Here is a 14,458-nt window from a genome sequence, read left to right on the forward strand (position 1 = left end):
ATATCATCCTCATTTTGATCCATATCGAAAAGAGAGGGGCTTTTATTTGCCTTTAGCCTCTCAAAAATGAGCCGGTTCTTCAGCCGATAGAAAACGCACAACGCGTATATGGGCAAGCTTGATGCACCAGCTTTTAAGCGAGGGGTCGTGCAAATATGGCAGTGTCAATTCAATCTGACGAAAATAATGGCCGTGATGTAGAAATTGTCTCAAATCGGGAAACGAGAGCGGATAAACTCTTAATGGCTCTTTCGCGCTATGTCGGTTATTTGGGGCTTTTCGGCGCTTTAACAGCTCTAGCCTGGCTCTTATTTCTATAAAAATTCAAATATATCATTGAGTTGCGAGATTTGGGTTAACAAACCATTAGTTTGTGGCCTTCTGGCTCATTTTGCTCTATCCAAAAATGGGTTGCACAGACTTGTAATGATAGATGGTGCGTTAGTTGGACGAGAGTTACCCTTTTTCAGGACAGCGATTAGATGGCGGGACAACGGAACGTTGGTCTCTAAAATCCGTTCGCCTTTCCCTATATGTACTTCTGCAATTTCTTGATGTCATCGCAATTGTTGTTGGCTTTTTAATGGCCAGCTTTTTGCGCGAAGATAAATGGCTATCACCGCAAGGGTACCATATCGTCTTGTTAGTGATTCCTATTTTCATGATGTTTGCCTTCACGCGGGACTCATACTCCATTGGATCTTTGAGAAGCCTTTCAGAAAGCGTTCGACGGCCATTTTCTGCGTTATTCGCGACGGCATTGATCGTGATGATGTTCACCTTTTTCTCTCAAACAGGGACAGACATATCCCGCTTGGCTTTCGCTTTTGCATTTGCTGCAAGCGCAGCATTACTCGCCGCCGGCCGGCTCATTGTGCATCAAATAGTTTGGTGGAAACTTCGCGGGATCGTTATAGATCAGTTGCTGATTCTAGATGGCGTGCCACCGATCACCTTTGAGAAGGGCATGTATTGCGTAGATGCCCAGGCTGAAAAACTATATCCAGACCCGATGGATCCCCATATGCTTTCGCACTTGTCAGAAGTAGTAAAAGGCTATGATCGCATCATAGTTGCCTGCACAAGAGAGCGTAGATCTGACTGGGCCCTATTTCTCAAAGGTTCTGACGTTACGGGCGAATTGCTGGTAAGCGGTGCCAATAACCTTGGCGCAATTGGCTTGGGTGATTTTGATGGTAATGACACATTGGTCGTTTCCAGAGGCACATTGAGCCTTGTTAATCGATTGAAAAAGCGTGCTTTCGACCTTGCAATCACTATCCCGCTCCTTATTTTTCTAGCGCCACTGCTTGTGGTTGTAGCCATTGCGATAAAATTGGACAGTCCCGGCCCGATTTTGTTCCGGCAACCGAGGGTCGGGCAGGGGAACCGTATTTTCAACATCTACAAGTTTCGCAGCATGCAGGCGGAAAATGGGGATAAAAATGGGGATCAATCCACACAATGGAATGATCAAAGGATAACGCGGGTTGGTCACTTCATTCGCAGAACTAGCATTGATGAATTGCCGCAGCTTGTGAATGTCCTGCGGAGCGAGATGAGTGTCGTCGGTCCACGGCCCCACGCGTTAGGTTCTTTGGCTGGCGATAAGCTTTTTTGGGAGATTAACCAGCGTTATTGGCTGCGTCATGCCCTTAAACCAGGGATTACCGGTCTAGCTCAAATTAGAGGTTTTCGCGGTGCTACCGACCGCCAAGAGGATCTTGAGGCAAGACTCCAATCCGATCTGGAATATCTGGAAGGGTGGAGAATGTGGCGCGATGTCACGATATTGTTTGGCACCGCGAAGGTGCTCGTCCATCCGAATGCTTACTAGATAGAAGCGATTAACCAGATCAGCGCGGGATCATAGTTCGAAACTTGCCTACGCGTTCAGACCACCGTGTCAGCATTTTCGTCATTGGCGCCTCTATTCTCAAGTGGAATATATGTGATACGCAAACCGCTATGGCGGTAAATATGGCTGTCATGACCAAGATCGGTATGAACGAAAGTCCTGCTGCCTTTGACACAGTTATTAACAGTGTAATGATCAAGATATGCGCCAGATAGAGCGTATATGAGCTATCCCCCAAGGGCGACAACTTCTCTACAAATTGCGGAAGATGATATTGCTCCATGATCACAACACCCAATATCAGAAATGCGCTTGGGATTCCCCAAATAATGATGCTGGGGAGGCTCTCATAACCGATTGCCACGCCTGCTCCAAACAAGCCTAACGAACAGATGGTAGCAATTACGCCAATCCATCTCGGTAGTTTCCTATTTATGGTAAGATACCCAATCCACGCACCGAATATAAACTCGATCAAAAGGCTGCTGGTCAACATTGCCAGGGGCTGCTGGAATGGCCCCACAACGACACCAAAGACAATCATCAGAGAGAAAACGACCGATAACATGAATATGCCGCGGAAAAGCCCGAACAGCATGGCTACACCAAATATCAGATAAAAATACATTTCAAATGACAAAGTCCATGCTGGCCCAATGATCAATGGCGCGTTGCCGGGGATCAGCAACAATGCTGCTATCAGTTCATAAGCGGAAAAATCATAACCGGGCCCCATGATTGAATTTACCAGTATGTAGAGCGCGGCCAACAGCCAGTAAATTGGATAGATTCTGATGATCCGCTTTTTGAAGAAGCGTGGAGCATCAAAACTCTTGCCTGGGCGGGAATTGGTCAACACCATTATATATCCGCTTATGACGAAAAATATATGGACACCGACCGCACCGAAACCGAACAGATAGAGTTCGTAGCTATCGGCAGGTGAGGGTAGTAATCGACTAGAAATCGCAAGATGTGCATGGAAGAGAACGACCAAGCTTGCAGCGACAAAACGCAAAAACTGGATCGAATGAATTTTGCGCTTATCGTCTGGCATCGCTGTTCCCCACTAAGCGCCCTGAATCGAACTGCCCGATTTTGGCAGAAACTTTATATGCTCTAAGCGCTAAAGTTAAACACCTGCAACCCCAGCTTTTTAAACGTGCCAATATGGAAATTAGATAATATCGGCTTTACATAATGATGAGAACCGGAATCCAATGGCTAATTCTGGAATATTTCGTCGTAAGCGGGCGCAATTTTTCTCGCCGTATGGACGGATAGGTGATTGTGATCAAAAAACACGGCATCGCTTCCATCAACAATTGGGCAATTTTTCTTGTCACATAGCATTTCATGCGGCCAGATAAACCTAACCGGTTGTCTTTCGGAGAGTTCGGCAAACATAGCCAGAATGACTGCATGTCTGCTTTCATAACTTTCTAGAGAAATATTCTCATCGACATCCTGAAGACCCAAATTCCGAAGATAGAGCCTGTAAGGGACGTTGAAATTCGGTTCAGGGACTGGCCCAACAATATAGATTTTCTTCCCTTTGCCGATAAGCTCTTCAACAAGATTGGTGAAACCACGTATGAATATCTGTCGATTATCTTGATTTTGCGCTGCTTCACCCAACTCATCTTTCAGCAAAATCTGCACATCACCTTCTGCTGGGTTATGAGCCTCACCTATACGCCAATTCGTCCAACGCGATGAGAAAACTATGGTTTCCAACTCTTCGTTGCTACTAGCCATTTCTAGCATTTTGGCATTGTAATCGTCGCAAAATTGGTACGATGGGCTAGACGTCAATTCACTCGTCGCGCGAATGGTGAAATCCGAACCAGGGGGACAGTCCGCTGTCGCGGCAAAGAGAAAAGACTGGTTATTACCAAGTGCAGCACTTTCCATCGAGGTCGCCGTTACCATGGCATGGGAATCGCCCCAGAGCAGTACATTTGGAACTTGGCTTTTGTTTCCCAATAGACATGCGTCAACCGGATCAACGATGATATTGTCGAGGCTCATACAAGTTTTGGGATGCCTTGTTTCATCATCGCTGACGCGGACATATTTGTCGGACCGTTCGTCAAGCCGTGATGGCACTCCTTGATAGGCATAGATTGTGTAAGATGAGATAGTGACCAAAATCAGGCCCATCACGGCAACAGGAACGGCAAAGCTCTTGCTGTCGCTCTGCTGCCGTCTCCTCCTGAAAGGACGTTCGACAAACTTCAAAGACAGCAATGACAATACAAGTGACAGCATGCACACCAGCAATGCTTCCACTGTCCCAAGCTCGCCACCGCGGGCATAGATCGCAAAGGCCAGCAAGGGAAAGTGCCAAAGATATAATGAATAAGATGCTTGCCCGCACAGAGTAAAAGGCCGCGACGACAATAGTTGATGAATGAAACCGCCGCCTGTCTTTCCGCTCCAGATAATCAACGCGGCACCAATCGTCGGCGGTAATGCAGCAATACCAGGAAAAACAGTCTTATCGGTATAAGTAAAAATCGGGACGATGATTAATATCACCCCTAAGAAGGCAGCGCCTTTCTGTATCAGCGGGGACCTAATATCGCGAACAATGCCCAGTGCAAGCAGTGCTCCGATAAGGAGTTCCCAGGCTCGCGTTGGCAAAAGATAAAAGGTTGCGCTTTGTTTGTAGAAAACCAAAATCGATGCCGCCAAGAATGAAAGGACAGCGACGGCCGACAAGAGCGGTATTTTTTTGTAATGTGCCCTTGCCAAAAATATCATCAGTAATGGAAAGAATATGTAAAACTGCTCTTCCACTGCCAGCGACCAGGTATGCAACATCGGCGCTTCTATGGATTCCGTCGCAAAATAGTTGGTACTTTTCCAAAAATAGATGTTTGAAACAAAGAACGACGCCGCAACGATGCTTAAAGCCATGTCGCTGAATTCAGTGGGCCTCTGAAGAAAATAGCCAATCGCCAAGGAGGCCGCGAAAACAACAACCAGCGCCGGGAATATTCGCCTGATCCTCCTTTCATAAAAACTTATGATCGAAAATTGCTGTTTCTCGAGGTCTGACTGGATCACGGTGGTAATGAGAAAGCCCGAAATCACGAAGAAAACATCAACGCCGATAAAACCGCCGCTGAAACCGGCAATACCAGCGTGATATAATACCACTGGAACCACCGCTACCGTTCTCAGTCCATCAATATCCGCCCGGTAACGCATTGTTTTAAATTCCAATCTTACAATCGGGCACGGTATTATTTGACATGAGTTTTGAAAAGCAAAAACTACTGTTACAGCCTTTGAAAACAGGCATGTCCCGTTTGTAGACTGTCTGCCAAAGAACCTTATCTTTAGGTCACACAAAGGTGGAAGAGTTTTGGGGAGTAATGAAATGGCTGGCGGACAGGGTGGGATTCGAACCCACGGAGAGCTTGCACCCTCGCCGGTTTTCAAGACCGGTGCATTCGACCACTCTGCCACCTGTCCGCGCTAGCCGAAAGGCCTACTAGCGTCCTCCCTTCAAAAGCGCAAAGATTTTTATAGCGAAAAATCCTAACGTTATCAGACACGCCGATATCAAAAATCTGAACTGACTCGAAAAGCTATGTTATAGCGTGTCATCCGCCAGTTTATCAGATAGCTGGTTTCTGAATTGCGACATTTAGGGATTCCCCTGAGGTTGAGTTTGTGCGACAACATATTGAAGAAGGGAAGCTTTTTATGCGTTTCACCACTGCGATTGCTATTAGCGCACTTGCATTTCTGACTATACCGTCCAGCCCCAGCAACAATAGCGCTGTCGCGCAGTCGGCGACAGGCTTTGACAATTATATGCAAGAGGTTGGCCGTAAAGCCTTGCAACAGGGGGTCAGCCAGAGAACTTTGGACAGAGTTTTACCGAGCCTTTCCTATAACCCTCGTGTAATTCAGCTAGATCAATCGCAACCGGGCGGGCGCCCTAATAGTGCTATCCCACCGTTTGCACCGTATAAACGCCGTCATGTCGATGCTGCGAGGATTAACGGCGGACAAGCTAAATATCGCCAGCTCGTTTCAAAACTGACTGAGGTAGAACGCGAAACAGGTGTTCCCGGCTCAATGATCATGGCCATTTATGGGCATGAGACAAATTACGGACGGATTACTGGTAACTTCGATATACCTAGAGCGCTGGCGACATTGGCTTATGAAGGCCGTAGACGCACTTTGTTTGAAGCAGAGTTTTTGGCTGTGCTGAAGATGATCGATAATGGTGTTCCGCAATCTGCGATGAAGGGCAGTTGGGCAGGGGCAATGGGAAAACCCCAATTCCTTCCATCAGTATATCTCAAATTGGCAAAAGATGGCAGCGGCGATGGCTATGCCGACATCTGGAACAGCGAATATGATGCCGTCGCGTCAATCGCCAATTACTTCGTCAATGCCGGTTGGAGAAGAGGGGAGCCATGGGGAATTGCTGTTCGCGTCCCAACATCGCTCAATCGTTCAGCGGTTAAGAACAAAACGAAAGCTGTTCGATGCCCCCGCGTCCATGAACGCCATAGCCAATGGAAAAACATGGCAGAATGGCGATCGCTAGGTGTTGTTCCGACAACTGGGCGAAGGCTTAAAGATGCTACTATGGCAACGCTACTCGAGCCTGACGGCCCTGGAAAAACGGCATATCTACTCACCGGCAATTACCGTGTGATATTAGACTATAATTGTTCAAATTTTTATGGGTTATCAGTGGGGTTATTGGCAGATGAAATTCGCAGGTAAACTGTTTCAGGCAGTCACACTTACGGCCCTTCTCGCCAGTTGCGGAACAATTGATGGCGTCAATGACAATGCCGATAACCGAATGCCTCCCGCTCCTTCGGCATCGGACATTGCTGGCGTATCAGACTTTCCGGTAAAGATTGGAAACCCCTATAAGGTTGCCGGTAAAACCTATACGCCGGCAGATGCCGCTAGCTATGACGAAGTCGGCTATGCCAGTTGGTATGGACAGGAACTTGCGGGAAATTCAACGGCTAATGGCGAACTCTTCAATCCTGACGGGATTAGTGCTGCACACAAAACACTGCCTCTACCAACCTATGTAGAGGTTACAACTCTAGATACAGGTCGAACAATCCTTGTCCGGATAAATGACCGTGGGCCGTTTGCAAATGACCGCTTGATCGATTTATCACATGGTGCGGCCAAACGGCTTGGCATTGATCGTCAAGGCGTGGCCGGAGTGCGTGTCCGGAAAGTGAATCCCAACGAACAAGAACGTGCGGTGCTTCGTACCGGTGCTGCCGCGACACAGCGCATAGACACTCCCGATTCATTGCTATCCATCCTCAGGAAAAACCTCTCCAAACTCCCTACCGCTAAAACACCGGTACGGCAGGTGTCTGCTCCAACTGCTGCAGCGCCGGTCAATAACACCGGGGTTGGGGCTTCTTACGTTCCAACATCTGGCGGCACGCCTGTATCATCGGGCAATCAAGACGGTAAATTCATTGTCGAGCAGGCAGGACGGCCGACCGTCTCGCAGAAAAGGTCGCCTACAGCTAAAGCAGCGGCAATATCAGGTAAATATGTCGTGCAGGTTGCTGCCTTCTCGAATAAAAAACGTGCCGATGCGATGGCGCGGAAAATTGGTGCTAAAGTAGTGTCCGATGGAGCTCGCAATATATGGAGGGTTCGCTATGGGCCTTATGCCAATGCCAATGACGCCAAAGCGGGACTCGCACAGGCGCAAAAGCGCGGCTATAACGACGCGAGAATCCTGCGCGCAAATTAGTTCGGTGCAGGATGCCATATCTAATTTGAAACCGGGATATTGATGAACAAGATTTTTTGGGCTTCATTGCCACTTATTGCCGTTTCGTCTGCTGTTATAGCGGCACCTAAATATCAAACGGAAGCACCTATTGCTTATATGACTGACCTGTCGTCGGGTGCAATTTTGTTCGAGAAAAACGCTGACAAACAAATTCCGCCTGCATCCATGGCTAAAATGATGACGGTCTATGTGGCGTTTGATCAGATTGCCAAAGGCAAATTAAAACTGGATGAGAAGGTCAATATCCAACGCGCTACATGGCAGAAATGGCAAGGGCAGGGGTCAACCATGTTCCTTGGCGTGAATGACAAGCCGACGGTAAAAGATTTGCTTCACGGGGTCATTACCCTCTCGGGAAATGACTCCAGCGTTGTTCTTTCCGAAGCAATTGCCGGTACTGAAGAAAATTTTGCGGACATCATGACCAAAACCGCAAAACGCATCGGTATGAAAAATAGCCGGTTCGGGAACAGTACCGGTTGGCCTGACGAAGGCAAAACAATGGTGACCGCCCGGGACCTTGGTACGCTAGGCAAACGCCTTTCCGACGACTTTCCAAAGCTTTACAAAGATTTCTTTGGGCTGACGGAGTTTACGTGGGGCAAAACAAATAGTGGTGATCCGATAACGCAACCCAATCGCAATCCTCTACTCGGAAAGATTGCCGGCGCAGATGGCCTGAAAACTGGCCACACAGAAGAAGCTGGCTTTGGTTTTACCGGCTCAGCGGAACAAAATGGGCGACGGATCGTCTCTGTTCTGGCTGGGCTGAACACCTATGGTGGCAGAAGCAACGAATCCGTTAAGTTCATGAATTGGGGATTTAACGCTTGGGAGACAAAGGCGTTATTCAAAAAAGGTGCCAAAGTCCAAAGCGCAGACGTTCAGTTGGGCGATTCCTCCTCGGTTGATTTAGTCGCTCCAAAGGATCTTTTTACAACGTTACCAAAGGGTTCTGACAGTAATTTCTCGATGAAGGTGCGTTATAACGGGCCAATTAAAGCGCCCATCACAAAAGGTCAGCAGATAGCAACCTTGATTGTTTCTACCGGAGATGCAGGCACCCAATCCATGCCGCTGGTTGCGGCAGAAACAATAGATGAGGCTGGGTTTTTTGGGCGCGTCTGGGCTGGATTGAAATCATTATTTGGTCTGGGATAGAAGAATGACAGGTCGTTTCATAAGTCTAGAAGGCGGAGAGGGCACCGGTAAGTCCACGCAGGCAAAAGCCTTGGCCCAGTCTCTCGAAAGTAATGGTATTACGGTTCATCTCACTCGCGAACCCGGCGGCACTCCAGGCGCAGAGGTGATCCGCAACCTATTGCTGACTGGGCATGAAGATAAATGGAACATGCGGACCGAAGCATTGCTATTTGCCGCTGCACGGGCCGAACATTGTCAGTCATTGATAGAGCCGGCCCTTAAGAAGGGTGAGTGGATTATAAGTGATCGTTTCATCGACAGCAGCCGAGCCTATCAAAGCGTTAGCGGACAATTGAACGACGAAGACATTATGGCCTTGCACAAAGTGGGTAGTCGCGGCCTCATGCCTGATCGTACATTCATCCTTGATCTGCCCGAGGAAGTGGCTGCACGTCGCGCTGATGCCCGGGATCGCGGTGATAGCGACCGCATTGGTGGCCGCGATAGCGACTATCATCATTCTGTCATGGCAAAATTTCGCGAATATGCAGAAGATGAACCCAATCGTGTCAGATTGATCGATGCTGCAATGTCTCCGAAGGATGTTACAGCGAATTTGCTGCATAATCTAAGCGATTTGCTGGGTTGACGGCATGACGTCATTATTAGGCCATGACAAAGCACAGCGCATATTCCGCCAGTCTTTTGATAAAGGAACGCTGCACCATGCCTGGATATTGGCGGGATCAAAAGGGCTCGGAAAAGCAGGTTTTGCTAAACAAGCAGCCCAGTTTTTACTGGATTCTAACGCAGCGACTGTAGGTACCGGCGAAGGCTTTGATCTTGATGATATGAGCCAAAGTGCTAGACTCTTGGCCGCTGGTTCTCATCCAGATTTCAGGCTCGTACAACGCGGTGGAAAAACGGACAAAGAAGAGAAAAAAGCACGCGAAGACGGCCTAGCTTCTCTTGAGGAACATGAACTCAAACGCAACATCTCAATTGCTCAGATTCGAAATCTACAATCGCTATTTGCGACGCAAGCTTCAATTTCACGTTATCGCGTCGTTGTCATTGACGCGATTGATGATCTTGAGCGCGGCGGCGCCAATGCATTGCTCAAAAGCCTCGAGGAACCGCCAAAAGACACGGTATTTCTATTGGTTAGTCATACACCGGAACGCTTGCTTCCAACGATAAGGTCACGTTGTCAGATATTACGCTTTGATCCATTGAGCGATGATCAGATGCAGCAAGCCCTTTCCGCCGTAGCTCCAAAATTGGAACAGCCGGAGCTCGATGCCTTGATTGCCGCCGGCGAAGGTGCTCCAGGCAAAGCTCTGCAATATATTGACGCCGGCCTCGCTGAATTGGAGAATCTTGCGCGCGATATCATGCGAACCGGGGACAAGAATAACCAAATTAAGAGCGACTTAGCGCGTAAATTATCATTAAAAGCCGCAACGCCGCGGTATCAGGCTTTTTTATCCCGTGCTCCCAGCTTGATAGCGCAGCATATTAAGGCTGAAGGATCCAGAGCTGCAACCAGGGCTTCAGGTAAGGCCATCGACACTTGGCAGGAGGCGAGCAATTTGGCTGCTATGGCTATTCCGAAAGCACTTGATAGTCAGGCGGTGATATTTCGCCTCGGTAGCTTGATGGGATCGCTTGCCGAACCCGACATGCGCGCATAAAGAGAAGCGATATTCGGTAGTTTTTTGCCGGGATTCGAGAAAGCAATTCATGTCCAAGCCTTTTTACATCACGACTGCTATAAGCTACCCCAATGGTCCGCCGCATATTGGCCATGCTTATGAAGCCATTGCTACCGACGCAATTGCAAGGTTCCAGCGTCTGTCAGGACGTGACGTGCGCTTTCAGACGGGGACTGACGAGCACGGCTTGAAAATGGCGCAAGCTGCCGCAACAAAAGGTATCGCACCTCAAGAACTGGCCGATGAAATGGCTAATCAATTCATTGTGATGTGCGATAAACTTAACATCTCATACGATCAGTTTATCCGTACTACTGAAGTCGATCACCACAAAGCAAGTCAAGCTATTTGGCAGGCCATGGCGGACAAGGATGACCTTTATCTCGATAAATATGAGGGTTGGTATTCTGTTCGCGACGAAGCTTATTATGACGAAAGTGAGTTGATTGAGGTTGAAGGCGAGGGGGGAGCAAAAGAAAAGCTGTCACCCCAAGGCACGCCCGTTGAGTGGACTGTTGAAGAAAGTTGGTTTTTCCGGCTCTCCAAATATCAGGAGCCTTTGCTCAAACTCTTCAAAGACAATCCAGAATTTCTAAAACCGGATAGTCGCCGCAACGAGATGATCAAATTCGTTGAAGGCGGTTTGAACGATCTTTCTATATCCCGCACTAGTTTTGACTGGGGTGTGAAGGTTCCGGGCAGCGAAAATCATGTCATGTATGTTTGGGTCGATGCCTTGACCAACTATCTCACAGGGCTCGGTTTTCCGAAAAAAAACGACCTCTATCCCAAATATTGGAACGAGGGCGGCGATATCGCGCATATTATTGGTAAGGATATTGTGCGCTTCCATACCATTTACTGGCCGGCCTTCCTGATGAGCGCGAATTTGCCGCTTCCCAAGCAGGTATTCGGTCATGGTTTCCTGCTTAATCGCGGGCAGAAAATGTCAAAATCAGTCGGTAATGTGGTCGATCCGATCGCGTTGGCCGATGCTTTTGGCGTTGATCAATTACGCTATTTCCTGCTGTCAGAGGTCATTTTTGGCAAGGATGGCAGCTATTCCGCAGAAATGATCGTCACCAAGACCAATGCCGATCTTGCCAATAATTTCGGTAACCTCGCGCAACGCAGCCTGTCGATGATTGCCAAAAATTGCGAAGGCAAAGTGCCTGTAGCCGGTCCAAAAACCGAAGCAGAAGAACAGCTTATCGGTGATTTGACAGCTTGTTTCACCAATATGACGACGCTCATGGAAAATGGCGAATATCCCATCCATGCAGCTATTGATCTGCTCCGCGAGCGGCTTAGCGCGACCAATCAATATTTTGCCGATCAGGCGCCATGGGCGTTGCGCAAAACTGATCCTGGACGGGCCGATACGGTGCTATATTACACTGCGGAATCCATCCGTCAGCTGGCGATCATGCTGCGTTGGGTGATTCCGGAAAGCTGCGATAAAATGCTCGATCTATTGGCACAAGATGCTGATAAAAGAGACTTTAATCATATGACGAATGCTATTGAACCTGGTTTAGCACTGCCTACGCCTAGCGGGATATTCCCTCGCCTGGAAATGCCAGCGGCCGAAGGGGAGGGGTGATCGCCGATGCTTGTCGATAGTCACTGTCATCTCAACTATAAGGGCCTGATCGAAGAGCAGGGCGCTGTGCTCGATCGTGCCCGCGAAAGCGGTGTCACCGCTATGCTCAACATCTCTACCCGTGAGAGCGAATGGCGGGATATCGTTGCGACAGCGGAGCGTGAAAATGACGTCTGGTCCAGCATTGGCATTCATCCCCATGAAGCGGATGCACATCCCGATATTGATCTAGCGAAGCTCGTCGACGAAGCGCAGCACCAGCGTGTTGTTGCTATTGGAGAAACGGGCCTCGACTATTATTATGATCATAGCGACCGTGACCGCCAGAGGCAGAGCTTTCGTACCCATATTCACGCTGCGCGAGAAACCGGTTTACCAATTATCGTACACACTCGCGATGCTGAGGATGATACGGTTTCAATCATGGCAGAAGAAATGGAGCAGGGCGCTTATACTGGCGTCATCCACTGCTTTACTGCTAGTGAAGATTTCGCCCATAAGGCACTGAATTTGGGTCTTTACATTTCCATTTCCGGTATCGTGACATTTAAAAATGCCAAGGATCTCCAGTCCACAGCAGCGAAACTACCAATAGATCGCCTATTGGTGGAAACCGACGCCCCGTTTCTAGCGCCTGTTCCTCATCGCGGCAAGACCGGCGAGCCAGCCTTTGTAGCCGACACTGCGAAGTTTCTCGCCGAACTGCGGGGTGAAGATTATTCTGAGCTTTGCGAAACAACAGCACAAAACTTCTACCGCTTGTTCAACAAGGCGCACCCATAAACTTGTCGATGAAACTCACCATCCTAGGTTGTGGCACATCTTCTGGCGTACCGCGGATCGGTAATGATTGGGGCGATTGCGATCCCAATGAACCGAAAAACCGGCGGAGCAGGGTTTCTATCATCGTGGAAAGTCCCACAACACGCATCCTGGTAGACACATCGCCCGATCTGCGAAACCAATTTCTGGATTGTGATATAGACACAATTGATCATGTTATTTGGACTCACGATCATGCCGATCATTGTCACGGTATTGACGACTTGCGGCAGGTTTTTCAGAAGAAACGTGAACCAATCTCGGCTTATGCGCGTTCATTTGCTCTGGAAAGTCTTAAGCAACGCTTCGCCTATGCATTTGAAGGCCATAAATATTATCCGTCTATTTGCGACGGGCGCTTGCTGGAAACAGAAACAGAAATTGGTGATATCGTTGTTAAAACCGTCGATATGCCTCATGGCGGCATATCGTCCGCCGGATTATGCTTCGAGCATAACGGAAAATCTATTTCCTATGCGACAGACTTTGGTGAAGTTACTGATAATATGCGAGAAACGTTCAAGGGTAGTGATATCTTTGTAGTAGATGCTTTGCGTGAAAAGCCGCATCCAACCCATGCTCATTTAGATATGACGCTAGATTTTATAGGCGCAGTAAAGCCGAATTTAAGCTTACTCACGCATATGGACAAGTCGATGGATTATAAGCAACTCTGTTCGATATTACCCAAAGATATCCAACCCGCTTATGACGGACTTGTGATAGAGACATAGACGTGACGGAAGATCAAAATATCAATCTTGTTTTCGCGATCGGCGCGTTGGTGCTTGTTGCAAGTGCGCTATTTTCGCGTCGCATCGGCTTAGGTGAGATTGTCCGGTCTGTATTGAGTTGGATCGCCATATTTGCGATATTCATAGTGATCTTTTCTTATCAGCATGAGATAGTTGGCGTTTGGAACAAGGTAACTGGAGAATTGACCGGTGCCAATGACCAACAAGTCGTCGGCGATACATTGAAAATACGCCGGTCACCAGATGGCCATTATTGGGCGGATGCAGAAGTTAATGGGATGCCTGTTCGATTTTTGATAGATAGCGGCGCTACGACGACCGCCATGACACTCAAAACCGCGCAAGCAGCAAATATTGATATCAACGAAGGCGGTTTTCCGACTTATTTGAATACGGCGAACGGCACAGTAGAAGCACAGCGGGGCACCATTCAATCGTTACGCGTTGGGCCAATGACGGCATTGGAATTGCCGGTTGTAGTTGCTGAAGCGTTTGGAGATTCAAACGTACTCGGAATGAATTTTCTCTCTGAAATGAAAAGTTGGAGAGTAGAACAGGGAGAAATGATCCTAGAACCTCCCGCACGTTCACGACAGTAATAATTTAACATAATATATATTATCAACCTAATTGATATGTAGGACCTATTAGAAACGATACGGTTGCCCCTCACCCTTTGGTTCAACTTTTCCGTGGCTTTTTCGGACCATACTGAGATGTGGTGCAAACGAGCCTCCATCGCACAAT

12 protein-coding genes and 1 tRNA gene are annotated in these 14,458 nt (G+C 48.2%); 10 read left to right on the forward strand and 3 right to left on the reverse strand.

Features of this window, described 5'->3' with window-relative positions; translation table 11 throughout:
- Positions 1–583: 583 nt before the first annotated feature.
- Positions 584–1,837 (forward strand): sugar transferase, encoded by a 1,254-nt coding sequence (locus ABJM21_RS08100; protein ID WP_348301640.1) that lies wholly within the window; start codon positions 584–586, stop codon positions 1,835–1,837.
- 19 nt (positions 1,838–1,856) lie between these two features.
- Here ABJM21_RS08100 and ABJM21_RS08105 read toward each other — a convergent pair whose 3' ends face one another.
- The 3 genes from ABJM21_RS08105 to ABJM21_RS08115 form a co-directional block, all read right to left on the reverse strand.
- Positions 1,857–2,915: an acyltransferase gene (locus ABJM21_RS08105; RefSeq protein ID WP_348301639.1), complete on the reverse strand. Its 1,059-nt coding sequence runs from the start codon at positions 2,913–2,915 to the stop codon at positions 1,857–1,859.
- Between the two features lie 167 nt (positions 2,916–3,082).
- Positions 3,083–5,089 carry an acyltransferase family protein gene (locus ABJM21_RS08110; protein ID WP_348301638.1) on the reverse strand — a complete coding sequence of 669 codons (2,007 nt, stop codon included), beginning with the start codon at positions 5,087–5,089 and terminating at the stop codon, positions 3,083–3,085.
- A gap of 162 nt (positions 5,090–5,251) precedes the next feature.
- A tRNA-Ser gene (locus ABJM21_RS08115) sits at positions 5,252–5,341 on the reverse strand.
- Positions 5,342–5,575: 234 nt separating this feature from the next.
- On the opposite strand from ABJM21_RS08115, the gene ABJM21_RS08120 reads away from it, so the two are divergent.
- Genes ABJM21_RS08120 through ABJM21_RS08160 form a run of 9 tightly spaced genes read left to right on the forward strand, consistent with a single transcriptional unit; the run spans position 5,576 to position 14,310 of the window.
- The gene (locus tag ABJM21_RS08120; RefSeq protein WP_348301637.1) at positions 5,576–6,616 is read left to right on the forward strand and encodes a lytic murein transglycosylase; all 1,041 of its coding nucleotides are present in this window, start codon (positions 5,576–5,578) and stop codon (positions 6,614–6,616) included.
- Positions 6,600–7,631, forward strand: coding sequence for a septal ring lytic transglycosylase RlpA family protein (locus ABJM21_RS08125; protein ID WP_348301636.1), 1,032 nt, complete (start codon positions 6,600–6,602; stop codon positions 7,629–7,631). Before ABJM21_RS08120 ends, ABJM21_RS08125 begins: the two co-directional genes overlap by 17 nt.
- 42 nt (positions 7,632–7,673) lie before the next feature.
- Entirely contained in the window at positions 7,674–8,834 is a 1,161-nt protein-coding gene (locus ABJM21_RS08130) for a D-alanyl-D-alanine carboxypeptidase family protein (protein ID WP_348301635.1), read from the forward strand.
- 4 nt (positions 8,835–8,838) lie between these two features.
- Positions 8,839–9,465, forward strand: coding sequence for a dTMP kinase (gene tmk, locus ABJM21_RS08135; RefSeq protein WP_348301634.1), 627 nt, complete (start codon positions 8,839–8,841; stop codon positions 9,463–9,465).
- 4 nt (positions 9,466–9,469) lie between these two features.
- Positions 9,470–10,510 carry an AAA family ATPase gene (locus ABJM21_RS08140; protein ID WP_348301633.1) on the forward strand — a complete coding sequence of 347 codons (1,041 nt, stop codon included), beginning with the start codon at positions 9,470–9,472 and terminating at the stop codon, positions 10,508–10,510.
- A 49-nt stretch (positions 10,511–10,559) separates the two neighbouring features.
- Positions 10,560–12,134, forward strand: coding sequence for a methionine--tRNA ligase (metG, locus tag ABJM21_RS08145; RefSeq protein ID WP_348301632.1), 1,575 nt, complete (start codon positions 10,560–10,562; stop codon positions 12,132–12,134).
- Between the two features lie 6 nt (positions 12,135–12,140).
- Positions 12,141–12,917, forward strand: a complete 777-nt coding sequence (locus ABJM21_RS08150) for a TatD family hydrolase (RefSeq protein WP_348301631.1) — start codon at positions 12,141–12,143, stop codon at positions 12,915–12,917.
- A 2-nt stretch (positions 12,918–12,919) separates the two neighbouring features.
- Positions 12,920–13,690, forward strand: coding sequence for an MBL fold metallo-hydrolase (locus tag ABJM21_RS08155; protein WP_348301630.1), 771 nt, complete (start codon positions 12,920–12,922; stop codon positions 13,688–13,690).
- A gap of 2 nt (positions 13,691–13,692) precedes the next feature.
- Positions 13,693–14,310, forward strand: a complete 618-nt coding sequence (locus ABJM21_RS08160; protein WP_348301629.1) for a TIGR02281 family clan AA aspartic protease — start codon at positions 13,693–13,695, stop codon at positions 14,308–14,310.
- Positions 14,311–14,458 lie beyond the last annotated feature (148 nt).

This window comes from Parasphingorhabdus sp., assembly GCF_039977335.1.
Taxonomy (GTDB): Bacteria; Pseudomonadota; Alphaproteobacteria; order Sphingomonadales; family Sphingomonadaceae; genus Parasphingorhabdus.

What these genes read in the sequence shown, in the direction of transcription:
- ABJM21_RS08100 (WP_348301640.1), top strand. Translation starts at nt 584, where the DNA reads ATGGCCAGCTTTTTGCGCGAAGATAAATGGCTATCACCGCAAGGGTAC.
- ABJM21_RS08105 (WP_348301639.1), bottom strand. Translation starts at nt 2,915, where the DNA reads ATGCCAGACGATAAGCGCAAAATTCATTCGATCCAGTTTTTGCGTTTT.
- ABJM21_RS08120 (WP_348301637.1), top strand. Translation starts at nt 5,576, where the DNA reads ATGCGTTTCACCACTGCGATTGCTATTAGCGCACTTGCATTTCTGACT.
- ABJM21_RS08125 (WP_348301636.1), top strand. Translation starts at nt 6,600, where the DNA reads ATGAAATTCGCAGGTAAACTGTTTCAGGCAGTCACACTTACGGCCCTT.
- ABJM21_RS08130 (WP_348301635.1), top strand. Translation starts at nt 7,674, where the DNA reads ATGAACAAGATTTTTTGGGCTTCATTGCCACTTATTGCCGTTTCGTCT.
- tmk (WP_348301634.1), top strand. Translation starts at nt 8,839, where the DNA reads ATGACAGGTCGTTTCATAAGTCTAGAAGGCGGAGAGGGCACCGGTAAG.
- ABJM21_RS08140 (WP_348301633.1), top strand. Translation starts at nt 9,470, where the DNA reads ATGACGTCATTATTAGGCCATGACAAAGCACAGCGCATATTCCGCCAG.
- metG (WP_348301632.1), top strand. Translation starts at nt 10,560, where the DNA reads ATGTCCAAGCCTTTTTACATCACGACTGCTATAAGCTACCCCAATGGT.
- ABJM21_RS08150 (WP_348301631.1), top strand. Translation starts at nt 12,141, where the DNA reads ATGCTTGTCGATAGTCACTGTCATCTCAACTATAAGGGCCTGATCGAA.